The 23,873-nt window shown below is 58.7% G+C and carries 22 protein-coding genes; 4 read left to right on the forward strand and 18 right to left on the reverse strand.

The genetic code is table 11. The annotated features are described in order from the left end of the window. Positions 1–2: 2 nt before the first annotated feature. From BV390_RS13780 to nqrC, 8 genes are all read right to left on the reverse strand, one after another. On the reverse strand, positions 3–491 hold the full coding sequence (locus BV390_RS13780) for a TlpA family protein disulfide reductase (RefSeq protein WP_032687204.1): 489 nt from the start codon (positions 489–491) through the stop codon (positions 3–5). Then, positions 478–1,173 carry an ABC transporter ATP-binding protein gene (locus BV390_RS13785; RefSeq protein ID WP_032699588.1) on the reverse strand — a complete coding sequence of 232 codons (696 nt, stop codon included), beginning with the start codon at positions 1,171–1,173 and terminating at the stop codon, positions 478–480. The genes BV390_RS13780 and BV390_RS13785 overlap by 14 nt, the downstream gene beginning before the upstream one ends. A gap of 4 nt (positions 1,174–1,177) precedes the next feature. Then, positions 1,178–2,308, reverse strand: a complete 1,131-nt coding sequence (locus tag BV390_RS13790; protein ID WP_032699586.1) for an ABC transporter permease — start codon at positions 2,306–2,308, stop codon at positions 1,178–1,180. Continuing rightward, positions 2,298–3,581 carry an ABC transporter permease gene (locus tag BV390_RS13795; RefSeq protein ID WP_032697343.1) on the reverse strand — a complete coding sequence of 428 codons (1,284 nt, stop codon included), beginning with the start codon at positions 3,579–3,581 and terminating at the stop codon, positions 2,298–2,300. Before BV390_RS13795 ends, BV390_RS13790 begins: the two co-directional genes overlap by 11 nt. Positions 3,582–3,583: 2 nt before the next feature. After that, positions 3,584–4,963 carry a Fe-S-containing protein gene (locus BV390_RS13800; protein ID WP_047665651.1) on the reverse strand — a complete coding sequence of 460 codons (1,380 nt, stop codon included), beginning with the start codon at positions 4,961–4,963 and terminating at the stop codon, positions 3,584–3,586. A gap of 89 nt (positions 4,964–5,052) precedes the next feature. Next, positions 5,053–5,580, reverse strand: coding sequence for an iron transporter (locus tag BV390_RS13805; protein ID WP_032687199.1), 528 nt, complete (start codon positions 5,578–5,580; stop codon positions 5,053–5,055). 18 nt (positions 5,581–5,598) lie between these two features. Further along, positions 5,599–7,548, reverse strand: coding sequence for an FTR1 family iron permease (locus tag BV390_RS13810; protein WP_085397032.1), 1,950 nt, complete (start codon positions 7,546–7,548; stop codon positions 5,599–5,601). A 229-nt stretch (positions 7,549–7,777) separates the two neighbouring features. After that, on the reverse strand, positions 7,778–8,539 hold the full coding sequence (nqrC, locus tag BV390_RS13815) for an NADH:ubiquinone reductase (Na(+)-transporting) subunit C (protein WP_085397033.1): 762 nt from the start codon (positions 8,537–8,539) through the stop codon (positions 7,778–7,780). Positions 8,540–8,982: 443 nt separating this feature from the next. On the opposite strand from nqrC, the gene BV390_RS13820 reads away from it, so the two are divergent. Next, positions 8,983–9,942 carry a helix-turn-helix domain-containing protein gene (locus BV390_RS13820; RefSeq protein WP_032687196.1) on the forward strand — a complete coding sequence of 320 codons (960 nt, stop codon included), beginning with the start codon at positions 8,983–8,985 and terminating at the stop codon, positions 9,940–9,942. A 28-nt stretch (positions 9,943–9,970) separates the two neighbouring features. Here the strand turns inward: BV390_RS13820 and BV390_RS13825 are convergent, their stop codons facing one another. Next, positions 9,971–10,096, reverse strand: a complete 126-nt coding sequence (locus BV390_RS13825) for a small membrane protein (protein ID WP_138223600.1) — start codon at positions 10,094–10,096, stop codon at positions 9,971–9,973. Between the two features lie 206 nt (positions 10,097–10,302). Here BV390_RS13825 and BV390_RS13830 point away from each other — a divergent pair, with 206 nt between their 5' ends. Further along, positions 10,303–11,385, forward strand: coding sequence for a malate/lactate/ureidoglycolate dehydrogenase (locus tag BV390_RS13830; RefSeq protein ID WP_047665058.1), 1,083 nt, complete (start codon positions 10,303–10,305; stop codon positions 11,383–11,385). Positions 11,386–11,625: 240 nt separating this feature from the next. Further along, positions 11,626–13,776 carry a formate dehydrogenase subunit alpha gene (gene fdhF / locus BV390_RS13835; protein WP_085397034.1) on the forward strand — a complete coding sequence of 717 codons (2,151 nt, stop codon included), beginning with the start codon at positions 11,626–11,628 and terminating at the stop codon, positions 13,774–13,776. Positions 13,777–13,839: 63 nt separating this feature from the next. Here fdhF and BV390_RS13840 read toward each other — a convergent pair whose 3' ends face one another. Beyond that, complete coding sequence (locus BV390_RS13840) at positions 13,840–14,997, reverse strand: M20 aminoacylase family protein (protein WP_085397035.1); 1,158 nt, start codon at positions 14,995–14,997, stop codon at positions 13,840–13,842. 289 nt (positions 14,998–15,286) lie between these two features. Between BV390_RS13840 and BV390_RS13845 the strand changes: the two genes are divergently transcribed. Next, entirely contained in the window at positions 15,287–16,489 is a 1,203-nt protein-coding gene (locus BV390_RS13845) for an MFS transporter (protein ID WP_085397036.1), read from the forward strand. Between the two features lie 75 nt (positions 16,490–16,564). Here the strand turns inward: BV390_RS13845 and BV390_RS13850 are convergent, their stop codons facing one another. The 8 genes from BV390_RS13850 to BV390_RS13885 form a co-directional block, all read right to left on the reverse strand. Further along, positions 16,565–17,287, reverse strand: coding sequence for an amino acid ABC transporter ATP-binding protein (locus BV390_RS13850; protein WP_047665654.1), 723 nt, complete (start codon positions 17,285–17,287; stop codon positions 16,565–16,567). Further along, positions 17,274–18,038 carry an amino acid ABC transporter permease gene (locus BV390_RS13855; RefSeq protein WP_032687191.1) on the reverse strand — a complete coding sequence of 255 codons (765 nt, stop codon included), beginning with the start codon at positions 18,036–18,038 and terminating at the stop codon, positions 17,274–17,276. The genes BV390_RS13850 and BV390_RS13855 overlap by 14 nt, the downstream gene beginning before the upstream one ends. Before the next feature lie 65 nt (positions 18,039–18,103). Next, entirely contained in the window at positions 18,104–18,871 is a 768-nt protein-coding gene (locus BV390_RS13860) for a basic amino acid ABC transporter substrate-binding protein (RefSeq protein ID WP_032687190.1), read from the reverse strand. A 95-nt stretch (positions 18,872–18,966) separates the two neighbouring features. Continuing rightward, positions 18,967–19,866, reverse strand: a complete 900-nt coding sequence (locus BV390_RS13865; protein WP_032687189.1) for a MurR/RpiR family transcriptional regulator — start codon at positions 19,864–19,866, stop codon at positions 18,967–18,969. Beyond that, entirely contained in the window at positions 19,863–20,816 is a 954-nt protein-coding gene (locus BV390_RS13870) for an iron-siderophore ABC transporter substrate-binding protein (RefSeq protein ID WP_032697351.1), read from the reverse strand. The genes BV390_RS13865 and BV390_RS13870 overlap by 4 nt, the downstream gene beginning before the upstream one ends. 15 nt (positions 20,817–20,831) lie before the next feature. Further along, complete coding sequence (locus tag BV390_RS13875; RefSeq protein ID WP_032687187.1) at positions 20,832–21,884, reverse strand: FecCD family ABC transporter permease; 1,053 nt, start codon at positions 21,882–21,884, stop codon at positions 20,832–20,834. After that, positions 21,881–22,903: a FecCD family ABC transporter permease gene (locus BV390_RS13880; RefSeq protein WP_064385211.1), complete on the reverse strand. Its 1,023-nt coding sequence runs from the start codon at positions 22,901–22,903 to the stop codon at positions 21,881–21,883. The genes BV390_RS13875 and BV390_RS13880 overlap by 4 nt, the downstream gene beginning before the upstream one ends. Then, positions 22,900–23,721, reverse strand: coding sequence for an ABC transporter ATP-binding protein (locus tag BV390_RS13885; protein WP_032697353.1), 822 nt, complete (start codon positions 23,719–23,721; stop codon positions 22,900–22,902). The genes BV390_RS13880 and BV390_RS13885 overlap by 4 nt, the downstream gene beginning before the upstream one ends. Positions 23,722–23,873 lie beyond the last annotated feature (152 nt).

A 23,873-nucleotide genomic window follows, 5' to 3' on the forward strand; every position in this document is an offset into this window, starting at 1 on the left:
TATTAAGGCTGGGCCAGGCGGGTAAAAACCGCCTGGAGTTCTTCGGGTTTTCGCCACCCCTGATGCAGGTCGCGCACCCGCCCGCGTGCGTCAATCACTATCGATGTCGGCGTCCCGATCACCTGATAACGATCCTGAGTGATATGCAGCTGGTCGCGCAGCACCGGGTAGCTGATGCCATGCTTCGCCAGCAGCGGAGCAATATCCACCTGCTCCGGGTCGGTATTCACCCCCACCACTACCAGCTTATCCGGCCAGCGTTGGCTGAGCGCCTGCAGCGTATCCATTTCCGCGAGACAACCTCCGCAGTTGGCCGACCAGAAATTGAGATACACCGCCTTCCCCTCCCAGCGTTCCAGGCCGGCAGGTTTGCCTTGCATATCAAAAGCCGCCAGCGCAGGTGCCGTCTCGCCACGGGCCAGCTTCTCTTCTTTACAGCCTGCCAGCAGCAGAAGCAGCAGTATCGTTATCATGACTTCAGGCATGCGCATCGGTATTAACCTCCTCGCCGAGATATTTGCCGTGCTGGAGCCGGACGATACGGTCAGCGAATTTTCCCAGCGCCGGGTTGTGGGTCACCATCACGATAGTGCGCCCCTGACGATGCAGGTCGGTCAGCAGGTCCAGCACCCGCTGTTCATTCTCTTCATCCAGGTTACCGGTGGGCTCATCGGCAAAAATCACCGGGGGTTCATTGACCAGCGCCCGGGCAATACAGACACGCTGCTGCTCCCCGCCGGAGAGCTGGCTGGGTAAATGGGTCATGCGATGTTCAAGGCCAACCTGCGCCAGAACGGCCCTGGCCGCCGCCTCATCGACGACGCTGTGGTAATGCTGCGCCAGCATGATGTTTTCCAGCGCCGTCAGAAAAGGAATCAGATGGAACTGCTGAAACACCAGGCCTATCTTCTGCGCGCGAACGCGCCGCCGCCCTTCTTCATCCAGCGCCGCCGCATCGGTTCCGTCGAGGATAACCTGCCCCTCGCTGGCGGTGTCCAGACAGGTCAGGATATTCATCAGCGTGGTTTTCCCGGAGCCTGATGCCCCCATAATGGCGACGAACTCACCGCGGGCAATGCGCAAATTAATGTCATCCAGCGCGCTAACATCGCCGAAGCGCTTAGATAAATGACGGGTTTCAATCGCCATCTGACGTAAAGGCGTGACGGTCATGGCGTTATTCTCCTTTCAACACTTTCGCCGGTTCAACGCTTACCGCGCGGCGTACCGGAACAATGGCCGCCAGCAAGGCGACCAGCAAAGACAGCGCCAGGGTTATCGGCAGCACCGGCAGGCGCAGCGAAATAGTGGCATTAAACACGGTCAGCCCCAGCAGTTGGGCGAGCAGATAGCCGAGCAGCCAGCCGCAGACCACCGCTGCCAGAGTGATAATGCTGGTTTCGAGCAGCATCTGGCGGATAATATCGCCATTGCTGGCGCCCAGCGCTTTTTGCAGCGCAAACTCACGGGCGCGTTCACCCACAATCGCCATCAGGGTGGTATTCACGCACAAGGACGACAGCGCCAGAATCACCAGAGAGACCAGCCCCATCAGCCCTTTGATTTTATCCAGTACCTGGCCTTCGGATGCCGAGACCTTACGGACCGGGCGGATCTCCAGCGCGGGATAGCGCTGCTGCAGCTGCCCGGCATAGCTTTCCACCTGGCCGAGATCGTTACTGACGCTCAGCAGACCGTGGCTGATAATCGCGGGCTTTTGCAGCCACGCCTGCGCCACGTTCAGGCTGACAATCAGCATGTTATCGGTCGCGTCACCGGCTTCGACGATCCCCTTGATCAGCAGTTTTTTGCGCCGCTGATGGTCCACCAGCGTGACGCTATCGCCAACGTTTAGCGCCAGCCGCTGAGCCAGCTTAACGCCCACCATCGCATTGCGATCGTCAAAGCTGACGCCGATCCAGTTGCCACTGACCTGCCAGTACGGCACCAGCTTTTGCAGCGACTCAAACCACACGCCGACGATCGCCACTTTTTCCAGCTCGGTACGCGCCGTGCCGTATAGCCAGGGGCTGGCGCCATGAATCAGTCCCTTCGGCGCATCGTCAATAATCGCCTGCAGTGTCGGCTGCGGCATACGGGTACCGTGCCCAGGCCCGATATAAAAATTTGCGCCGAAGGTCCGCAGCTCCTCGCTCATTTTGCTGTTGATATCAAACCACACGGCGGAAAGCGCCGTCACGATGGTCGCACCAACCGCCAGCGCGGTGAACACGACGCCGACGCGCTGCAGACGCAGACGCAGCGCCCGCCAGACCAATAGCCACAGCATGTCGCGCTTAGCGGCCATACAGCACCTCCACGGGATAAAGTCGGGCGATTCGACGCGCCGGGAACCAGGTGCCGATAAGCGCAATCAGCACTGCGATCACCAGCACACAGGGCACCACCACCCAGGCAAAGTCGAGCGGCGTGGCAAAGAGCATCAGGCCAATCATCTTCGCCAGCCCCCAGCCAGCAACACAGCCCAGCCCCCCACCTGCCAGCCCGCCCAGCGCTGCTTCAAGATAAAACAGCAGCAAAATTTGCCACTGTCGGGCGCCAAGCGCTTTCATCAGGCCGATCTCCCGGGCTCGCTCCATAATGGTACTGGTCATCAGCGAGGCAATCCCCATTGCCGCAGCGGCCAATGCCGCCAGGGTGACGACCGCCATCAGCAGCTGAATTTTATCGATAACTACGCCCTCCGAGGCCGCAACCTGCCAGACCGGGCGCACTTCTGCACCGGAAATGGCCTCCTCCAGCTGGTGAGCAATAGAAGAGACATACGCCGTGCAATACCACAGGTCATACTCTTCGGCGTTCAGAGCCTCGAGATTCTCACGCGCCCGGCGCGACAGCTCATTTTCTGGTACCGTCAGGGCCGATACGCGAATTGCCTGTATTTTTCCCGTCAGGCCCAGCAGCCGCTGTACGATGCTAAGCGGCATCACCAGCTGGTTGTCTTCATCACCACCGCTGGAGAGAACGCCGCTGACCACCACATCCACGGTCTCGTTCGCCACCTGTAGCCTGAGATGGTCACCGGGTTGCCAGCCGTAATTACGCGCCAGCGCATGCCCGACTAATGTTTGCGGCGTCTTGCCTACAGGTTCCTGCGGCCAGGTGCCGGTCACCTGCCAGAACGGGCTGACCGTGCGCTGCCCGGTCTCATAACCCTCTTCATCCGGTATCGCGACCGGCTGGCTGAAGAAGGTGCCGAGCAGACGGATTTCGTGCCCGTCAACGGTCGCCTCGCCGCTGAGCATTGGCGCAAAACCGACGATATTATTTCGCCAGAAGATATCTTTAATATTCGCCAGCTCGGACTCATCAAGGAAATCATCGCTGGCCAGCGGGTTGCTTTGCTCGCTGAACAACGCAGGTAGCGCTGCCTGCCCGGCCGGTTCAATTAAGATATTGGCACCGTAGGATTTCAGCTCGCGGGACATTTTGTCACCGATGTCGATAGAAATAGCCAGCAGCGCCGAGATCAGACTCGTGGCCAGGAAAACGGTTAACACCGCCAGCGCTTTGCGGCGCAGATTACGCCCCCATGACTGATAGATCATTCGCCACAGCATGGTTACTCCTCCTGCGCCGTGCCGGGAACAAACGTCTCTGGCGCGTTGCGGAAACGGTTGTAGTTTGCTTCAGAGGCAAAAAACCAGGTTCTGCCTGCATAGCTGTATTTATACTCAGCCGCCGTGTTGGTCAGGGCCGTCCCGTCCACCGGGTCGGTCACCTTGATAGTCAGCACGGTAGAGAAATAGTTGCCTCCGACGGCCAGGGCCGCACCGGGTATCGTCAACTCACGTTCGTCGTTATGCCAGCCATCGATCGGCACCGGATTACAGCCGCCGGGTTTACCAATCGAAGGAATAAATATGTGTACCCCGCAGGCGACACAAATCACCTGGTTACCTTCCATGACATATCCCTGATCGCCGCACAGCAGACAGGCGTCAAATACCACGCCAAAGCGTAATTTGTCGGGATAGCGGTTGATGACAAAGAAGCGCACCGCCTTACCGTCGTCTGCCACCCAGACGAAACGGTGCAGTTTGCCGTCACGAACCTGTGTAAGCGGAATATGGACCAGACCATCAGCGGCAAGGCTGACCGGCTGAGCTTCCGATAGCCTCGGCGGCCGGGAGGCCACCAGATCCCACCACAGCTGGCCACCGGCAATCACCAGCGCACAGCAGATCGTCGTTAACCAGAGACGGACAGCGCTGCGGCGCTCGGCCAACGCCAGTCGGCGGGTAACCGGCTCCGCCGCCGCCTTCACCGCCCGGGCATAGCGACGAATAGTCGGGGTCCAGCACAGACACAGCAGCAGGAGCACGGCGGCTGCAAGCCAGCTGTACCCGGCGGCATTGTTGGTCACTTTGGCCACAAAACTCAGCAGCGGCTTCAGTAAGGGGATGATTTGCAGCTTCATCAACAGCAGCAGCAGATTGCCGAACATCGGTAGCCAAAGCAGGATCATCAGCAGAATCGCCAGCGGCCAGTACGGCCAGCTCATCCGGCGCAGCAGCAGAGCGCACAGCACCGCGGCCAGACACAGCAGCGCAACGGCCAGCGCCAGCGCGGTCAGGTTCAGCAGCAGGTCGGTGTTCAGCACGTGGGTGGAGGTTAATCCGCCAAGATTGGGGTCCAGAGCCCAGTGACGGGCGGCGCCAAATACGAGGATCCATTGCCACACGTAGCGCAGACGCGGCGAGGCCCACCAGAAGCTCAGTAAAAACAGCACGGAAAGGAGGATTTCTCCGCTCACCAGCATCAGCTGTAGCGTCTGGCTCCCGCGAATAAACAGTCCGGCCAGTAGCCCACTGGCCAGCGCCGTGAGCAGCGTCCACGTGAGGGGGCGCAGTGAAGGAGACACGCCGCGGCCCCAGAGAACCGAGGACAGCAGCGTAATACAGAAAAAAACCTGCAGCGTGGTGACGAAAAAATAACTCATAACTTCGACCCGGTTCGGCGGATAAGGTGCAATCCGCATGCGGTAATACACCGCAGGACGGCATGCTGGCCATCCTGCGCGACGAACGTTTAGTTCAGGCCGACGTATTTGAATTCATAGCTGACATCGAACGGTTTCCACCAGCGGCCCACCCCGGTTTCGCTGTCGGTATGACGGTGCATCCCGGCTTTTGATGGCGGTTCAATGTGGTACGTCACTTTATAATTGCCGACGCCCATCATTTTAATATTGGCGCCATAGTGCGGACCGTCGCTTGCGACCATCGGCATAAAAGTCCCCTCCTGCTTTTCACCGGTATCGCTATTGACCAGGGTATAGGCAATGGTCAAATAGGGAATCCATTCACCGGCGCCAAAACCATTCTTTCCCCCTTCAACCGCATGAATATCGGCCTCCAGATGGATATCTGATTTCGCTGCCGGCAGACCCATTCCGCGCGGTTCCATATCAATCGGCTGAAGATAGACGGCGGCGATCTCCATCTCATTCATGGTGACCGGTTCACCTGCCGGATACTCTTTAAAGGCCAGCGCCGCGGGCGCGGTAAAAATAGCGGCCACGGTGGCGCCGATAATCAGGCTCTTTTTGATGGTCATTTGACAAATCCTCGCGTCTTATAATGTTGAAATATTATTTTTTATCTGTGCTGTGGGTAGGTGATTGCGGCGGAGCGTAATCCACAGGGCAACCAGGGCAGCAATCAGTAAAATCACCTGTGGCGTCAGGGTTTCCAGATAGGGATAAATGCCCAGCCAGCTGATTTCAGGCACGCCGCCAACCAGCGTAGGCTGAAACAGTTTGCCTTCTATCAGTTCAAGGACCCCTTTACCGGCAAAAACAAATGCCATCAGGTACATAAAGCCGCCGGTGAAGATAAAGAAAGGTTTGAGCGGCAGGCGCACCACCGAGTAGCGCATGATGAGCCATGCGGCCAGCAGCAGCACGCAGCCAATAACAAACCCGGCGCCGATGGCCAGATGCCCGGAAACACTCTGCGCGTCGCCAACCAGGGCGTAGTAAAACAGGACCGTTTCGGCGCCTTCCCGATAGACGGCAAGAAAGCTGGTCAGCCATAGCCCGACCAGCGAGCCGCGAGAGAGCGAATGCGTCAGCTTACCCTCCAGCCAGGCTTTCCAGCGGCGGGATTCAACCTTCGACAGCAGCCAGTAGCTCATAAAGAACAGCATCACCACGGCGATCAGCATGGTAATCCCTTCCAGCAGCTCCCGACTGGCGCCGGAGCGGGTAAACACCAGTTGGAAAACGACCGCCGTCGCCACGCTGGCAACCAGCGCGACGACCACCGACTGACGAATCAGCGGCAGCTTGTCGTGATGGTCATTTTTCACCAGCCAGGCCACGATGGCCGCCACAATCAGCAGCGCCTCCAGCCCTTCACGTACAATAATCATCAGGCTGTATAGCAGCAGGCTCCACTGCGTCTCTTCACCCTCGCCCAGCATCGCCACCGCCTGATGCAGATCCGCTCGTAGCGCAGCGGCTTCAGCCACCAGTTTGTCCTGCGGCTGTCCGGCCTTCATCAGGCTGACCAGACGGGTGAAGTGGGCCTCAAGGCGGGTTTTAAACGCGGCATCGCGGGAGCCGATTTTGTTCTCCATCCCGGTGGCTTCAAAACGATCGAAGTAGGTGTCCTGAATATCCAGAAGGGCATCAGACGCCTCGCCGCGCTGGTAGCGCGCCAGCGCCGCATCGATACTCTGGTTAATCCCCGTGGCAACGTTGGCCCAGTCAGCGCCCGGCGCGCCTACGGCGAGCGGGGCGCTCTCTTCGTCTGCCGTCGGGGCATTCACCGGCTGGTCATCGCGGGTCGTCGGCAGCCCCGGCAATATGTCTTCGAGCTCCTGCAACAGCGTCGTCACCTGATAAGCCACATCGTTCAGACGATCCGGCTGGGATGTCAGCGCAATCAGGGCGGTAAACTGCTGATTAATGGCCGCCGCGTTTTTTGCCGAGCGGTTTTGCCGCACCGACATTTCCATCTCTGAGTTTTTAAATCCCTGATAGTGCGCCTGCTGCACCTGCTGACTGGCGAGGGGGTAATTTCCCGCCTGATAGGCGCTCACCGCCTGCGCCAGCAGATCGTCGATGGTGCGGAAGCTGTTCTGCCAGTGCAAGGCGATATCGCCCCGGGTCAACGCGGTATGCTGCTCTTCCGCCACCAGCCGATGGCCGCCATCCAGCACAGGCTCAACGTCACGCAGCGCTTTCTTGAGCCCGTCCACCCGGGCCTGAACCTCTTGCAGCGGCTTACCGTCTGCAATCATGCGACGGATGTCACCGAAAGTGCTCTCCATTTCGTAGCTTTTACGCGCCGAAAAATTGATGCGGATAGGGCCTTCGAGGTTTTCAAACACTTCGAAATAGGCGGCCTGTACTTCCCGACGCGCCTCGTTGTTTTTTTGCTGCTGGTAGAGCTCGGTTGTTTTATCCAGCCGGTGCTCAATATCCTCGATCAGCGGCGCGTAGCGGGTTTGCGCCATCGCGCACGCGCAGAACAGGACGCTGAGCAACGTGAGCAGCAGAAAAGAGCGAGGAGCTGACATGACGGGTTCCATTAACGGTAATGATAATAGTTATCATTGTCATTTTTCCTTGTCGTGCACATGACCCAGATCATGAAAATGTCAAATGGTGACAATTTGTGTAAAAAACCGCAAAGAACAACACGTTTTGTGTCGGCTGCGGGCGCGTCCGTTTTTGACGCCCCCCGCCCGCAAGATAAAAAAACGACGCCGGAAGTGGCGTCGTGGCGGGGATGCAAACGACTGAAGGCTATTGGGTTAATATCGCGGGATCATCCTGCAGATGGCGGAGAAAATTGCCGTACCCTTGCTCCCCCATCCAGAAATTGATGCTTTTCTCCACGCCGGTTGAGGTCAGGGTCGCACCGCTGATGCCGTCAACGGTATAGGCGTCATGCTGGCCGACACTGTCCTGAACGACCTGCAACGCGGGCCGCCCCTGGTCATCGCGGATTTTTTTCCCTGCCCACTGTCTGCGCCACTGCGGGTCTTCCACCCTCGCCCCCAGCAGCGGCGTCTCATTCTGCTGGTAATAGATCAGGTCATTTACCGTGCGGCCATCCGTGCTGAGAGCAACCAGCGCATACATCATTGATTTGGCACCCTTACCGTAGACCGGCAGAATAATTTGCTGAATATGCTGGGCGGTATCACGGACCAGGTAAATATCCACCAGCGCACAGCGACGCCGGATCTGCGCCGGGTCGCGGGTCGGTGGCAGGTCTGCACAGCGCTGTTGTTCTGCGCCAGTGTGCCCGGCAGGGACCAGCTCGCCGCGATCGAGATTCAGCTGGCGAGTCACGATGCGTGTCTGGAACAGCGCTCTCAATTTTTGCTCGTCGCGATGCCCGCTGTTTGCGAATCCGGCGACGTCCAGGACCGCAGCTTCCGTCTCTTCATTGACGGGCTCCGCAGCGTCATCCTTGAGCAATAAAAAATAAACAGCAACAATTGCAAAACATAAAACACAAACAACCATCAAAGATAAAACAATTATTTTACTCTTGCGCATCCGCGTATTTTCCCCGTTGCGAAATGAATGCCTCTTTTTAGATTGCGATGATTTTCATCCTGCTGTCCACTCTCTTTTTTTGCTGTCGCGCGAGCGCCAGGCAGACAGAAAATAACCAAACCGAGATTGATTTATTTTGTTAAAATATCAAGATAACAACTCAAAACACCCACTTTAAATAAAAAATAATAATTAAAATTAATTTATTTTATATTTTCAGTGCCGCAAAAAAGTCAAATGAAAATAGATTTCCGCTGATTGATGCGGCCAGGCTGTCACCGCGATGCGCTACGTATTGATAGTTTCCCACGCAATACTGAACAATTTCCCCCCAGGCCAATGTAAAAAACCGTCCGCCCGCTGGCTTTAATGAAGATTAATCTTATAATCAGAAGGATAAAAAAGAACTACCTGCCAACGTCAACCCGGGATAAGAGACAAGCATGTCCAGACCTTCGACGCTGTACGTTCCACATGTTTTAAGCGCGGCGGATATTGCGCCGGAAGAGCGCTATCAGCGAATATCGCAGAACCTCAGCTGCTATGGCATTGAGGTCGTAAATAACCGCCGTCCGGCAGAAATTGTCGCCCACCATAAAACCATATCTGCTATTTCCGGCGATTATTGTAGTGCCATGGGTTCTAAAAACGAGACAATCTTCGACCCGCATCAGGTGGCTGAGTCTTCAACCTATATTTCTCTGCTGGTACAGGGGCATCAGCTGATCGGCGGCAGGAAAAAATCCGCAGTCGCCCAGGTTAATCCGGGACAACTCATCGTTCATCAGCGCAATGATTATTACAATTATCAATGTGATGATGTCAAACAGCTGTATATCATTCCGCATAGTGCGAAAATCAAAACGCTATTTAGCGGTCAACTGACCAGCCCAATCATCTCCCTGGATAATCACCCTTTAGCGCTATTTTTAAAATCGCATATGCTGCTACTGGACGCGCAATCGGCAAGTTTATCTACCCAGGAAACCGCGGTAATCGTCGATGGCTTACATCATATCGCGTTACAGGTTCTGGCCGATGTGGCGCAGGAGAAAGGGCTGCGCTCGTCAGGAAAACTCGCGCATCTGGTGAACAGCGCGAAATCGTTTATTGCGCTTAATTATCATCAACATAATCTCTCTCCCGACCTGCTTTGCCGAATGCTGCGCTGCTCAAGATCCAGCCTCGACCGGGCTTTTCAGCAACAGGGGAGTTCGGTGATGGCGGAGATTAAAGAGATACGCCTGGAGGCTGCCCGGCAACTGCTGGAATCCGATCCCCGACTGCGGGTTGAGCTGGTATCCTGGCGCTGCGGTTTTGTCAGCCACCCGTCATTCAGCAAGAGTTTTCGTGAAAAATACCACGCCACGCCGAAAGCCTGGCGCGACAACCATTATAAATAAAGCGTATTCCCGGGCCCTCGGCGGGTATTTAGCGATGACGGAAAGATTTAAAGCGCATCGCTTTGCGTTCTTTTATATAGCTCAATAAACAATAGATCGATAATCCCAGCAGCGAAATCGCGACGATAATTAAAAGCAGCGTACTGACGTTCATTTTAGTCTTCTCTTTATCATTTATTAGTTGGTTTTATCATAATGATTCTCAGGGCCGCGAACAGCACGCCGGGCCTCAAGCCTGTTCTCTGCCCCTCAATTCTCTCCGGTGCGCAAAGTATTGATCTTCTTCGCCCAGGAGCGCAGCATGGAAGGGCAAACTTAACAAAACAACAACACAATCAAATAAGTCACAGGAGCGTATCAGTGCAAACCGGATATCGTTTTCAGGCGACGGATCTGCATCAGTTCGTCAACACTCTCTTCATTCAGCTTGGCAGTTCTCCCACCGAAGCCTCCCTTGTCGCCGACCATCTGGTGGCCGCTAATCTCGCCGGCCACGACTCACACGGGGTGGGGATGATCCCGAGCTACCTGCGTTCCCATGCTCAGGGTCATCTGCAGCTTAACCGCCATGCCAGCGTGATGAAGGACGCCGGCGCGGTAGTGACACTCGACGGCAACGCAGGCTTTGGTCAGGTAGTTGCCCATGAAGCGATGCAGAAAGGAATTGAGAAAGCCCGGCAACACGGTATGGCGGCTATCGCCCTGCGCAACGCGCATCACATCGGACGCATCGGCTACTGGGCCGAGCAGTGCGCGGCGGCAGGTTTTATTTCGATTCACTTCGTCAGCGTCGTAGGCGACCCGATGGTTGCCCCGTTTCGCGGCAAAGACAGCCGCTTTGGCACCAATCCGCTGTGCGTTATCTTCCCGCGAGAAGGCCAGCCTCCGCTACTGCTCGACTACGCCACCAGCGCGATTGCCTTTGGCAAAACGCGCGTCGCCTGGCATAAAGGCGAAGCCGTTCCGCCCGGTTCGTTGATTGACGCCCGAGGCGAACCGACCACCGACCCGGCGGTCATGCAGACCTCGCCGCTGGGCGCCCTGCTGACCTTTGCCCAGCATAAAGGCTACGCCCTCGCCACGCTGTGCGAAATCCTCGGCGGCGCCGTCTCCGGCGGCCAGACCACTCACCAGCAGAGCCTGCAGACCTGCGTCGACGCCATCTTCAACTGCATGACCACCATTATTCTCGACCCGCAAGCCTTCGACGCGCCGGACATGCAGCGCGAGACGGAAGCCTTCATCGACTGGTGTAAACAGTCGCCTCACGAGGCGCACGCGCCGATTCTGGTGCCGGGCGAATGGGAAGAGGCCAATCGTCAGGCGCGCCTGGCACAGGGCATTCCACTGGATGCCGGCAGCTGGCAGGCCATCTGCCAAGCGGCGCTGGAAGCCGGATTCCCGCCGCAGAAACTGGCGCAGTTTCAGCCCAAAATGGGCTAGCCCCTGACAGAACGCCCTCCCCGGGCGTTCTGTTACGTCATCGTCATTAGTGACGACATCACGACGACACCTCCACACCACGACTTAATCTCCTTATATATCAATAAATTAATTTTGGCACAACTTCTGCATACCGCTCCTGCCTTCCGCTTGCATCGCGGCGAAAGGATTCCATGACGATGGCGGGCCTGGCCCGGCCTGACCATTGATCTTCATTCACTGTTAACAGGTCTGTTACTGATGAAAAAAATCACAAGCGTTTGCCCTTATTGCGGGGCGGGTTGCAAACTCAAGCTGGTTGTCGATAACAATAAAATTATCCGTGCGGAAGCCGCCGATGGGGTAACCAATCAGAATCAGCTGTGCCTCAAAGGGTATTACGGATGGGATTTTCTTAATGATACTCAGCTACTCACCCCGCGCCTGAAGCAGCCGATGATTCGCTACCAGAAAGGGGGGAAACTCACCCCGGTCAGCTGGGACGAGGCGATTCGCTACACGGCAAAAAAACTCCGGGAGATTAAAGAACAGTACGGCCCGCGCGCGATTATGACCACCGGTTCGTCTCGCGGCACCGGGAATGAAACCAACTATGTGATGCAGAAATTCGCCCGGGCGGTGTTAAACACCAACAACGTCGACTGCTGCGCCCGCGTGTGTCACGGTCCGTCGGTGGCGGGTCTGCAGGAGGCGCTGGGTAACGGCGCGATGAGCAACTCCATCAGCGATATTGAACACTCAAAATGTCTGCTGGTCTTTGGCTACAACTGCGCCGATTCCCACCCTATCGTCGCCCGCCGGGTGATTAAAGCGCGCGAAAACGGGGCGAAAATCATCGTCTGCGATCCGCGACGAATTGAAACCGCCCGCATTGCCGATCGCCACCTGCAGCTCAATAACGGCAGCAATATGGCGCTGGTCAACGCCTTCGGCCACGTTCTGCTGGAAGAAGATCTCTATAACCATGATTACGTCAAACGCTTTACTGAAGGGCTGGACGCCTACCGTGAGGCGGTGAAAGCCTACTCGCCTGAAGCGGTGGAAGCGATCACCGGCGTCCCGGCGCAAGAGATACGTCAGGCGGTGAGAATGTTTGCCGCCGCGCCGTCGGCCACGATCATGTGGGGCATGGGCGTCACGCAGTTCGGCCAGGCGGTCGATGTGGTGAAAGGCCTGGCCAGCCTGGCTCTGCTGACCGGTAACCTCGGCCGGGAACATGTCGGCGTCGGCCCGGTGCGCGGGCAGAACAACGTCCAGGGGGCCTGCGACATGGGCGTGCTGCCGAATCTGTTCCCCGGCTATCAGGAGGTGACCGATCCCAACGTCCGCGCCAAATTTGCCGAGGCCTGGGGAATCGACCCGGCCATAATGGATGACAAAGTCGGCACCCGTATTACCGAAGTTCCGCATAAAGCGCTGAGCGGGGAGATCAAAGCCTACTACATCATGGGGGAAGACCCGCTGCAGACCGAAGCCGATCTGGGGCTGGTGCGTAAGGGCATCGAAGCGCTGGATTTTGTGGTGGTGCAGGATATCTTCATGACCAAAACCGCCGAAATAGCCGACGTGCTGCTGCCGGCAACCTCCTGGGGCGAACACGGCGGCGTCTTCACCTGCGCCGATCGCGGTTTTCAGCGCTTCGAAAAAGCCATCCCGGCCCCGGGCAACGTAAAACGCGACTGGGAGATCATTAGCCTGCTGGCCCGCGAAATGGGCTATCCGATGCACTACGACGACAACCAGCAAATCTGGGACGAAATGCGCGACCTGTGCCCGCTGTTCTACGGCGTCACCTATGAAAAAATGGGCGATATGAACCACGTGCAGTGGCCGTGTCCGACGCTCGAACACCCCGGCACGCCATGGCTGTATAAAGGAAACCGCTTTGATACCCCGTCGGGGAAAGGTCAACTGTTTGCCGCACCGTGGCGTGCGCCGGCGGAGACCCCGGATGCCGACTATCCGCTTGTGCTCTGTACCGTGCGCGAAGTCGGCCACTATTCGTGCCGCTCGATGACCGGCAACTGCGCGGCGTTGCAATCCCTTGCCGATGAGCCCGGTCGCGTGCAGATAAGCCGCGCCGACGCCGACCGGCTGGGGATCACCGATCGGCAGCTGGTGTGGGTAAGCTCGCGTCGCGGCAAAGTGATTACCCGCGCGGATATCAGCGACCGTATCAACCACGGCGCCGTCTATATGACCTACCAGTGGTGGGTCGGTGCCTGCAATGAGCTTACTCAGGACAACCTCGACCCGGTCTCGAAAACGCCGGAAACCAAATATTGCGCGGTGAAGATAGAAGCCATCAAGGACCAGCTCTGGGCAGAGCAGTTTGCCTGGCGGGCCTACAGTGACATGAAAGCGCGCCTGAAGGCGGCAGTGGACGCCTGAATACCAGGGGAGAGGCATCGCCTCTCCCCTTCACGTTGATAGCAGCAGCTTCCGCCGTCGGCGTCAGCCCACCGGCAGCAGTTTTTCCACCAGCGCCGTCCACAGCGTGACGCCGTGTTCAATCAAATCGTCGTTAAAATCATAGCCGGCATTATGCAGCGGTTTCGACGGCGTTTCGCCATCGGTACCGATCCAGAAATAGGCGCCAGGGCAGGCCTCCAGCATGCAGGCAAAATCCTCCGACGCCATCGACGGCGCGATCTGCCCGCTCACCGCCGCCTCGCCCAGTACCGCCAGCGCCGCCTCGCGCACCTTTATCGCCTCCGCGCGATGGTTTTTGGTCACCGGATAGCCGGGATACCAGGCAATGCTCCCCTGCACGTCTGAGACCTGCGGCTGCGTACTGACATAGTGCGCAATCAGCGCTTTTACCCGTTCACGCACCCGGTTGCTCAGGCAGCGGAAGGTCCCGCGCAGCACCACCTTGTCCGGTAAAACGTTAATCGCTTCGCCGCCGTTAATCTGGGTAATGCTGACAACCGCCGACTCCTGCGGCGACAGGCGGCGCGAGGGGATCGTCTGCAGGGCCATAATCAGCTGCGCGGCGGCGACAATCGGGTCGGCGCCGCTTTCCGGCATCGCCGCGTGGCAGCTTTTGCCGGTCAGAGTGATTTCAAACGCGTCCAGCGAGGCCATCATCGGCCCCTCGTTAACCGCCACGTGCCCCAGCGGCAGCCCAGGCCAGTTGTGCAGCGCGTAGATACCGTCCATCGGGAAACGTTCAAACAGCCCCTCTTCCACCATCTTGCGCGCGCCGCCGAGGTTCTCCTCGGCCGGTTGAAAAACAAAATGCACCGTCCCGCGAAAGCGGCGGGTCTGGGTCAGATGCGCGGCGGCGGCCAGCAGCATCGCGGTGTGGCCATCGTGGCCGCAGGCGTGCATTACGCCCGGATTACGGGACTTGTAGCTGACGTCACCCCGTTCGGTAATGGGCAGCGCGTCCATATCGGCGCGCAGGCCGATAACCGGCCCGGGGCCGTTCTCCAGGGTCGCCACCACGCCGGTCCCTGCCAGCCCGCAATGCACCTGCAGACCAAAGGATGTCAATAATTCAGCGACGCGACGCGAGGTTTTCTGTTCCTGATAGCCCAGCTCCGGGCAGGCATGAAAATCACGACGCCAGCGGATGGCCTCGGCGATCGATGAAGGCGATACTGCCATGTGTTACTCCTTTCCTGCACAGCATCAACGCTGAACGAGTATGAAATCGGGATACATTTTATGCATGCGCCCGTCGCTGGCGGAATGCCCTCTTCGTTATATCCTTTCGCCAGCGCGCTGACAACACTCCCCGGGGGCCCGAACGGCGCGTTTTGCCGGGCGCCCGAGCCCGCGTATCAATATTAGTAGTCATTTCAACGGTGACAGCGCGCATACGTTTAATTAATATTCAGGGTCGTCGGCACTTTGCCGGATTATCCACCTGTTGACTTCCGTTATCGGGAATAAAATGTTTAACCCAGACCAGAATCGCCTTGCCCCCACGCTGGCGATGATTATGGCCGCGTCATTAGTGGGATTTATCACCGGTTATACGGTGCCTTTAATCAGCCTTGAACTTGCCCAGCAGCAGACAGACACCGTCTACGTCGGCCTGCTGGCCGCGCTGCCGCCGGCGGGGATGATGCTCTCGTCGTTCCTCTCGCCCGCGCTGTGCCGTCGTTTTGAGATAGGCACCTTGCTCACGGCCAACCTGATGCTGCTGGCGCTCGCCACCATCGCCTCCTGTCTGACCGTCGATCTGCAGCAGCTGCTGCTGCCGCGCTTTCTGACCGGGATCGCCTCCGGGGTGATCATCGTGCTTGGCGAAAGCTGGATAACCGGCGGCGCGGCGGGTAAAAACCGCGCCACCCTGACCGGTATTTACGCCTCGGCATTCACCGGCTGCCAGTTGGCCGGGCCGCTGCTGATCTCTGCCGGCGCCGATTATCAAATCTGGGTGCTGCTGGCCGTCGTCGGCCTGACCGCGGCGTGTCTGCTGATGCTACGCCATCTGCCGGGCGGAAGCCGCGAAAGCCTCGCTGAACGCGCCAGCTGGCGCAGCCTGGGCGCGTTTTTACCGGTCCTGGCGTCCGGCGTCTTCTGCTTCGCCTTCTTTGACGCCAGCATTCTGGCGCTGCTGCCGCTCTACGGGATGGATAAAGGGCTGAACGAGGCGATGGCGGTTCTGCTGGTGACCATTGTGTTAACCGGCGATGCCTTCTTCCAGGCGCCGCTGGGCTGGGTTGCCGATAAATTTGGCATCCGCCGCGTACACCTGAGCTGCGCGGTGGTGTTTTGCCTCGCCCTGGCGGCGCTCCCTTTCCTGCTGGCGTCGCCTGTACAGCTCATCGTCGGGTGTCTGATCCTCGGCGCGGCGGCGGGGGCGCTGTATACGCTCTCGCTGGTGCGCGCCGGTAAAACCTTCAGCGGGCAGAAGCTTATTATGATCAACGCGCTGCTGGGCTTTTTCTGGTCGGCGGGCAGCGTTGCCGGCCCGGTTGTCAGTAGCCTGCTGATCAGCGTATCCGGCTATGATGGCCTGCTGGTCACCCTGCTGGCCTGCGGAGTGCTGTTCCTGCTGATTCAGTGCCTGGGGAAAACGGAGAAAGCGCTGCTGGCGAATGCACGCCAGGACCGCGATGACGACGATGCTCAGACTGAAACCGCCTGAGATGCAGCCTTAACTGAGCGGCTAACGGCAAGCGCCACCGGCGGATATTCCCTGATGGCGCGCCGTCGTACGGTATTATAGTACCTTGCTTAAGAAGGCCGCGGTGCGCGGATTGACCGGAGCGGTAAAGATCTGCTCTGGTTTCCCCTCTTCCTGAATAATGCCCTGATCGATAAAGATAACCCGGTCAGCCACTTCGCGGGCAAAGCCCATCTCGTGCGTGACGATAACCATCGTCATCCCTTCGCTGGCGAGATTTTTCATCACTTCCAGCACGTCACCCACCAGCTCGGGGTCCAGCGCAGAAGTCGGTTCATCAAACAGCATAATGGAAGGCTTCATCGCCAGCGCGCGGGCGATGGCCACCCGCTGCTGCTGGCCGCCGGAGAGACTGGAGGGCCAGGCGTCACGTTTATCGCTTAATCCTACCTTCGCCAGCAGCTCTTCCGCCAGCTGCACCGCCTGCAAACGGCTCACGCCGTGCAGGTTGATCGGCGCCATGATCAGATTTTCCAGCACCGTCATATGGGGGAAGAGATTAAAGCGCTGAAAGACCATGCCAACGCTTTCCCGCATCTTGTTCAGATCGGTGCTGCGGTCGTGGGCGGCAAAGCCGTTGACTTCGACGATGCCTTCGCTGACGCTTTCCAGCGCATTCATACAGCGCAGGAACGTGCTTTTTCCGGAACCCGACGGCCCGATAATACAGACGACCTCCTGCGGTTTAATATCGCAGCTGATGCCCCGCAGTACGTGGCTGTCGCCGAAACGTTTGTGCAGATTATTAATGTGAATCACTTTTGCCAAACCTCTTTTCCAGACGGTTAACCAGCTGCGCCAGCAGGAAGGTAATGACCCAGTAGACCAGAGAAATGGTCAGGTAGGGCTCCCAGTAGGTGGCATAGGCGCCGGAAACGGTACGCGCGGCATAGGCCAGATCGGCAAGACCAATCGCCGAAGCCAGCGAAGAGTCTTTGACGATGGCAATCGCATTGTTCCCCAGCGGCGGCAGGATCCGCCGAAAGGCCTGCGGCAGAATCACCTGGCGCATGGTTTTCCACCACGGCATCCCCAGCGCGCGTGAAGCTTCCATCTGCCCTTTATCAATCGACTGAATCCCGGCGCGGAAGATTTCCGAAACATAGGCCCCGGCATTGAGGGTAATGGCCACGATACAGGAGAGAAACGCGCCGTAGTTAGAACGCAGTTCGCGGGCAAAATCGGCGCTCATCAGCCCATGGCTGACCAGCAGACCGTCACGCGGGTTGATAAACAGCGGCACCAGCGCGAAGTGCACCACCATAATCTGCACAAACAGCGGCGTGCCGCGAAACGCGCTGACGTAAACGCGCACCGGAAACTGCACCAGATAGCGCAGCACATATTTCCACGCTCCGTGTTCCGCTTTCGCCATCCGCCCAAGGCCCAGCGTCAGGCCCCACAGGGTACCGAGGATCACGCAGATAATGGTACATTTAATGGTCATCAAGGCGCCGTCCATAAACAGCGGACCGTACTCCTCGATGATCTCCCAACGGAATCCCGTCATAGTGCTTCCCTAAAAAATACGGCTATCGCACGCGTCGATAGCCGTCATGAAAACCAAAAGATGAATTATTGCGCAGGCAGCGTCGGGACGTTGTCGTCAAACCAGGTTTTATAGATTTTGGCGTAGGTGCCGTCGGCGACGATTTTCTTCAGACCGGCGTTGATTTTCGCCTGCAGTTCAGCGTTGCCTTTGGCCACCGCGATACCGAAATACTGGCGTTCAAACCTGGCGTCCGGCACCAGCTTAAACTGCTTCTCCGGGTGCTGTTTGATGTAGTATTTCACCACGCCCACGTCGCCCACCGCCGCGCTGACACCGTCTTCAAACAGCTCCTGCAGCATCAGCGGGGTATTATCAAAACGCTTAATAGAGGTGCTGTTTTTACCCAGCACATCCGAGACCACGATATCGCCGGTGCTGGAGTTCACCACCCCGACCTTCTCACTCTTCAGCGCTGCCAGAGAGGTCACTTTGGAATCTGCCGGCACCACGATGGACTGCTCAGCCGGGAAGTAAGGGGCGGAAAAATCAACCATCTGCTTGCGCTTATCGGTGATGGTTATCCCGGAGATAATGATGTCACGGTCGCCGGAGCCGAGGGTGGCGAAGATCCCTTCCCACGGCGTATTCACCAGCTTGATAGTAAAGTTCTCCGCTTTAGCGATCGCTTTAATGATATCAATATCAAAACCTTCCAGCTGCTTCTGGCTGTTTTCATATTCAAACGGGCGGTAGGTCCCACCGGAACCGACAACGTAGGTTTCCTGTGCCGCCTGCGCGCTCCCGGCGAGAGCCGCCAGCAGACAACACGCTTTCATCCATTTCCCCATCATGACAACCTCTTTTTATGCATTAATTTTGCATAAAAATACACATCATCACGATTACTTGCAACAGTAAACCTTTCAGCCAGTGAATTATCGTGTACTTAGCTGCGTTTACCGCCGGATTTACCAATCGCTTTATGCAGTTCGTTAATGCGCTTCATTGATTTCATGGTCCGCTGCGGCGTGGTCGTCGCCACCGACAGCACCAGCATTTCGAGACAGACCAGCACCGTACCGTGAAGCGGTACCCGGCCGTTATCGCCGCCGCGCGGGACGTCGATCACCACCTGCGCCTCCTGGCTAAAACGTGAGTCCACCGCCTGGGTCAACAAAATCGTCGGGATCCCCAGCCGCCGGGCTTCGCGCAGCGCGGTCATCCCTTCACGATGCGGCGATTTCTGTCCCATCATAATCATCACATCGCCACGCTGCAGGCTAATCAGCTGCTCGGCAAGGCTGAAGCCGGTACGGTTGAGCACGCAGGACGGTAACCCGATACGGCTGAACAGCCTGCCGGTGTACTCTGCCAGAATCCCCGATGCCCCGATGCCGAAAATCGCCACCTGCCGCGCCTCGCTGAGTAGCGCTACCGCCTGAGCGACGGCGGCACGGTTGGCGGGACGAGAGAGCACTTCACAGGCGCGCTGATGGCCCTCCAGCACAAAATCAATGCTCGAATTCACATCGCAGGAGAGCGCATTCACCGTCGACAGCATCTTCTCCGATGAGGTGATGGAGGGGCCGAACCAGCGCTCCATGGTCTGCTTCAGTTCGCGCAGCCCGGCAAAACCCAGCGCCTGAATGGCCCGCACAACCGTGGCATCCGAAGTCTGCGTCGCCGCGGCGATCTCCATCGCCGTGCGCTCCAGCACCACTTCACGGTTGTCGTTGATATAGCTGACGACCGCCAGCAGACGCGGCGAGAGCTGGTGCGCCCTGGCGCGAAAGCGTTCGCCGAACAGGTCGACCCGCCCTTTCTCTCTTTTCACCGGCGTTTTCATTTCAGCTCCGCCGGCAGCGGACGACCGGCAATGTGCGACTGCACCTGCGCCACCATCAGGGTCAGGGCGGCAAAGGAGTTGGAGATAACCTCCTCGCGCGGCAGCAGGATATAGCGGCCGGTGCGGCAGGCACGCATAAAGTCGCACCAGCCGGGCATCACCCCTTCCATCGCCTGCAGCTCCTCCTGCGGTTTACCGCCGGTATCCGAGCGCCAGGTAGCAAAAACAAAATCCGCATCCAGCTCCGGCAGCTGTTCGGCGCTGACGTCAATTCGCTGTCCGTCGGGGATCTTGTCGATCAACGGCGGAAAACGAAACCCGGCGTCGCGCAGTACCCGTCCCAGCGCGTGATAGGAGTGGTGAACGGTGACTTTGCCATTGTTGGCCTGAATAACCGACACCGTGATGTTGCGGGTATCCACCATCGCTTTGAGCTGGGCGATCTGCGCCTGATAGCGGCGCTCAAGAATTGCCAGCCGCGCCTGGCTGCCGGTGAGCTGCGCCAGCTTGCTGTAAATTCGCGGCGCGCTGCCCTGCAGATGGTCAATGCTGACCGTCGGCGCAATCTTCTCCAGCTGTTCCACAGAGACGTGGCGGCTCGGTTCGGTAATAATCAGATCCGGTTTCGCCGCTGCAACGGCTTCGAGGTCAATATCCGCGGTGCCGATAAACTGGATCGCGCTGTTATCAAAATCGACCCCGGTCAGCTGGGCGCTGGAGCGCAGATAGTGGCTACCGTCGGGGCGGGTGCGTCCGTGGCTGGCCACCGGCGGCACGCCAAGCTCAATGAGCGGAATCGTGATATCCAGGTCGTGCATCGAGACGATACGCTGCGGATGCAGCGGCACCGTCACCACCCGCCCTAAATCATCAGTAAACGTTTGTGTTTGACGCTCGGCGGCGCCGGTAACGCCCGCCGCTAACAACAGCAAAGAAATAAGCCAACGCATAGCAACCCTTCTACATTACAGGACGTCACGACGACGCCACAGCAGCAAGATAAAAAACGGACACCCCACCAGCGCAATAACAATTCCGGCCGGAATTTGCAGCGGCGCGAAGGCCAGACGGCCGAGAGTATCGGTAAACAGCACCAGCAGCGCGCCAATCAAAGCGCTGCCGCACAGCAGCGACACCTGGCCACCGCGCAGCAGAAAGCGCGCCATGTGCGGCGCCATCAGCCCGACAAAGCCAAGGCTGCCGACGCAGGAGACGCTGGCGGAGGTGAGCAGCACCGGCGCAAAAAAGCGCAGCAGGGTCAGCTGCTGCAGGCGCACGCCGAGTCCCACGGCGGTACGGTCGCCAAGCTGCGCCACATCCGCCGCCCGGGCGGTCAAAAACAGAATCAATGTCCCCGGCAGCGCCCACAAAAAGGCCACCATCAACAGCGACCAGGTTGCCGCATGCAGACTGCCGGCAAGCCAGATCATCGCCGTTTGCACATCGCGCACATCGGCGGTGGTCATAAAAATGCCGACCGCCGCCGCCAGCGTCCAGGAGACGCCGATACCGATCAGAATGAAGCGCGGCCGCGAGCAATCCCGGGCCAGTACCAGCACCAGCAGCGCCACCAGTGCCCCGCCCAGAATGCCAGCCAGCGGGCGCCAGACCAGCCCGACGGCGGGAAAGAACAGAATCAACGCCAGCACGACCACGCTGGCTCCCTCTTTGACGCCAATCAGCCCCGGGTCCGCCAGCCCGTTTCGGGTGATGCTCTGCATCGCCGCCCCCGCCAGCCCGAGCATAGCGCCGCACAGCAGCGCCATCAGCAGCCTGGGAAGGCGAATATCAAACAAGATAAAGCGCGGCTGGTCGCCGACATTTTCTGGGGCAAAGAGCGCTCGCGCCAGAGTACCGGCAGGCAGCGGGAAGCTGCCGCGCGTCAGGCCAAAGCTTGCCAGCAGCAGAATGGCGATAATCAGCACCGCAGCGATGTTCAGCGCCGCGGGGCGCAGAAGCAGATGGCAGCTCCCCGCGCGAAGGGGCCGGAAACCGGCACGGCGCGCCGCGTTTTTCATTTAAAAAACCTCGCCGCAATAAAGATAAATACCGGAGCGCCAACCAGCGCAGTCATCGCCCCGGTCGCCAGCTCCTGCGGCGCCACCAGGGTGCGGGCGGCGATATCCGCGAACAGCAGCACCAGCGCCCCGACCGGCACCGCCAGCGGCAGCGCCAGACGAATATCTTCGCTGACCAGGCGACGAATAACGTGTGGCACCACCAGTCCGACAAAACCGATCGGCCCGGCAACCGCCACTGCCGCACCGCACAGCAGCGCAATGGCGCCCAGCCCCAGCAGTCGGGTCTGAATAATGTTCACCCCCAGCCCCAGCGCCACCTTATCGCCCAGCGCCAGAACGTTCAGACGTGGCGCGATAAGCAGCGCGAGCAGGCCACCGGCCAGCGCCGGAAGCGTCGCCGAGCGTAAAATTTGCCAGTTGAGTCCGGCCAGATCGCCCGCCAGCCACGTGCGCATCGCCAGCAGCGTTTGTTCATCCAGAATCAGGATCGCGGCGGTGACCGCCGAGGCAAAGGCGGAGAGCGCCACACCGCAGAGCGTGATGCGTAGCGGCGTCGCCCCGCCGCGTCCGGCGGTCGCCAGCAGCATCACGCCGCCGAACAGCAGCGCCGCGCCGCCGGCGGCAATCAGCGGGCGACCTGGCGTCATGCCGCTCAGACCCAGCGCCGATGTGCCGACTACCGCCAGTGAGGCGCCGGCGTTAAGCCCGAGAATATGCGGTTCCCCCAGCGGGTTACGAATCACCGTCTGCAGCAGCACTCCGGCGACGCCCAGCGCCGCGCCGGTCAACAGCGCCGCCGCGAGACGAACCAGTCGCAGCTCGACAATAATCCGCTGGTCAAAATTACGCGGGTCATAGTGAAACAGCGCCTGAAGCACCGTCTCCGGCGCAATCCAGCGCGCCCCCAGTCCAAGATGCACCACCGAACCGACAATCAGCAGCAGCGTCAGTAGCGCGAGCGCTCTTTTTGGCCGCGCCTGGCGGCGGCGGTGCAACAGCAGCGCGGAGGCGCTCATTGGGCTTGCTCCTGTCGCGCGCGGAAAGGCATAAAAAAGGGTTTCCCGGTCTGCGGGTTGAGCGACATCTGTACCTCAACATCAAACACGGTTTTGATAAGCTCCGGGGTGCAGCTGGCGTTTTCGTCCACGACCCCGGCAATACGCCCTTTCTTGAGGAACACCAGGATATCGGCATAGTTCACCGCAAAGTTAAGGTCGTGCAGCACGGTGACCACCGTGCGTCCATGTTCGCGGGTCAGGGTTTGCAGCAGTTCGAGGATATCGACCTGATAGCGCAAATCGAGCCAGGTGGTCGGCTCGTCCAGCAGGATCGTCGGCGTTTCCTGCGCCAGCGCCATCGCAATCCAGCAGCGCTGGCGCTGGCCACCGGAGAGGCTGTCTACCGGCAGATGGGCGAATTCGGCGGTGCCGGTCAACGCCATGGCCTCTTCTACCGCCCGTTCGTCGGCATCAGACCACTGGCGCATCAATCCCTGCCAGGGGTAGCGACCGCGGGAAACCAGCTCAAAGACCGTTAATCCTTCGGGAGTGAGCGGTGACTGAGGCAGAATCCCCAGCTGGCGTGCAACCGCCCGGGTCGGCATGGTGTGAATCGTCTGACCATCCAGACGCACGCTGCCGCCAAGCGGTTTCAGCATGCGGGCAATCGTCGACAGCAGGGTGGATTTACCGGAGCCGTTGGCCCCGGCCAGTACCGTCATTTTACCGTGAGGGATCGTCAAATGAATGTCATCGACAATCAGGGTCTGGCCGTATCCGGCCGACAGGGAATCCAGTACGATTCCCTGCTCTGCAGGCATCACCCGCTGTGGCATAACTCGCTCCTGCGCCGCAACGGCGTGGCATCAGCCAGCACGTTCTGCACTCAAACAAAAATAAATCTCATTCTCTTTTGATCATGCTGCGGATGAATGTAGTAGTCAATACTCTGTTTTAACGGGCATAAATTGCCTGCACTACCCGGATA

It is taken from the genome of Klebsiella sp. YJ (genome assembly GCF_002108615.1).
Classification (GTDB): domain Bacteria; phylum Pseudomonadota; class Gammaproteobacteria; order Enterobacterales; family Enterobacteriaceae; genus Klebsiella; species Klebsiella planticola.

Excerpts from the sequence above, each read along its gene's own strand:
- BV390_RS13880 (WP_064385211.1), bottom strand. The coding sequence starts at position 22,903 with ATGAGCGCCTCCGCGCTGCTGTTGCACCGCCGCCGCCAGGCGCGGCCA.
- BV390_RS13845 (WP_085397036.1), top strand. The coding sequence starts at position 15,287 with ATGTTTAACCCAGACCAGAATCGCCTTGCCCCCACGCTGGCGATGATT.
- BV390_RS13820 (WP_032687196.1), top strand. The coding sequence starts at position 8,983 with ATGTCCAGACCTTCGACGCTGTACGTTCCACATGTTTTAAGCGCGGCG.
- BV390_RS13855 (WP_032687191.1), bottom strand. The coding sequence starts at position 18,038 with ATGACGGGATTCCGTTGGGAGATCATCGAGGAGTACGGTCCGCTGTTT.
- nqrC (WP_085397033.1), bottom strand. The coding sequence starts at position 8,539 with ATGCGCAAGAGTAAAATAATTGTTTTATCTTTGATGGTTGTTTGTGTT.
- BV390_RS13785 (WP_032699588.1), bottom strand. The coding sequence starts at position 1,173 with ATGACCGTCACGCCTTTACGTCAGATGGCGATTGAAACCCGTCATTTA.
- BV390_RS13805 (WP_032687199.1), bottom strand. The coding sequence starts at position 5,580 with ATGACCATCAAAAAGAGCCTGATTATCGGCGCCACCGTGGCCGCTATT.
- fdhF (WP_085397034.1), top strand. The coding sequence starts at position 11,626 with ATGAAAAAAATCACAAGCGTTTGCCCTTATTGCGGGGCGGGTTGCAAA.
- BV390_RS13825 (WP_138223600.1), bottom strand. The coding sequence starts at position 10,096 with ATGAACGTCAGTACGCTGCTTTTAATTATCGTCGCGATTTCGCTGCTG.
- BV390_RS13870 (WP_032697351.1), bottom strand. The coding sequence starts at position 20,816 with ATGCGTTGGCTTATTTCTTTGCTGTTGTTAGCGGCGGGCGTTACCGGC.
- BV390_RS13865 (WP_032687189.1), bottom strand. The coding sequence starts at position 19,866 with ATGAAAACGCCGGTGAAAAGAGAGAAAGGGCGGGTCGACCTGTTCGGC.
- BV390_RS13875 (WP_032687187.1), bottom strand. The coding sequence starts at position 21,884 with ATGAAAAACGCGGCGCGCCGTGCCGGTTTCCGGCCCCTTCGCGCGGGG.
- BV390_RS13800 (WP_047665651.1), bottom strand. The coding sequence starts at position 4,963 with ATGAGTTATTTTTTCGTCACCACGCTGCAGGTTTTTTTCTGTATTACG.
- BV390_RS13795 (WP_032697343.1), bottom strand. The coding sequence starts at position 3,581 with ATGCTGTGGCGAATGATCTATCAGTCATGGGGGCGTAATCTGCGCCGC.
- BV390_RS13885 (WP_032697353.1), bottom strand. The coding sequence starts at position 23,721 with ATGCCACAGCGGGTGATGCCTGCAGAGCAGGGAATCGTACTGGATTCC.
- BV390_RS13810 (WP_085397032.1), bottom strand. The coding sequence starts at position 7,548 with ATGTCAGCTCCTCGCTCTTTTCTGCTGCTCACGTTGCTCAGCGTCCTG.
- BV390_RS13860 (WP_032687190.1), bottom strand. The coding sequence starts at position 18,871 with ATGATGGGGAAATGGATGAAAGCGTGTTGTCTGCTGGCGGCTCTCGCC.
- BV390_RS13790 (WP_032699586.1), bottom strand. The coding sequence starts at position 2,308 with ATGGCCGCTAAGCGCGACATGCTGTGGCTATTGGTCTGGCGGGCGCTG.
- BV390_RS13840 (WP_085397035.1), bottom strand. The coding sequence starts at position 14,997 with ATGGCAGTATCGCCTTCATCGATCGCCGAGGCCATCCGCTGGCGTCGT.
- BV390_RS13780 (WP_032687204.1), bottom strand. The coding sequence starts at position 491 with ATGCGCATGCCTGAAGTCATGATAACGATACTGCTGCTTCTGCTGCTG.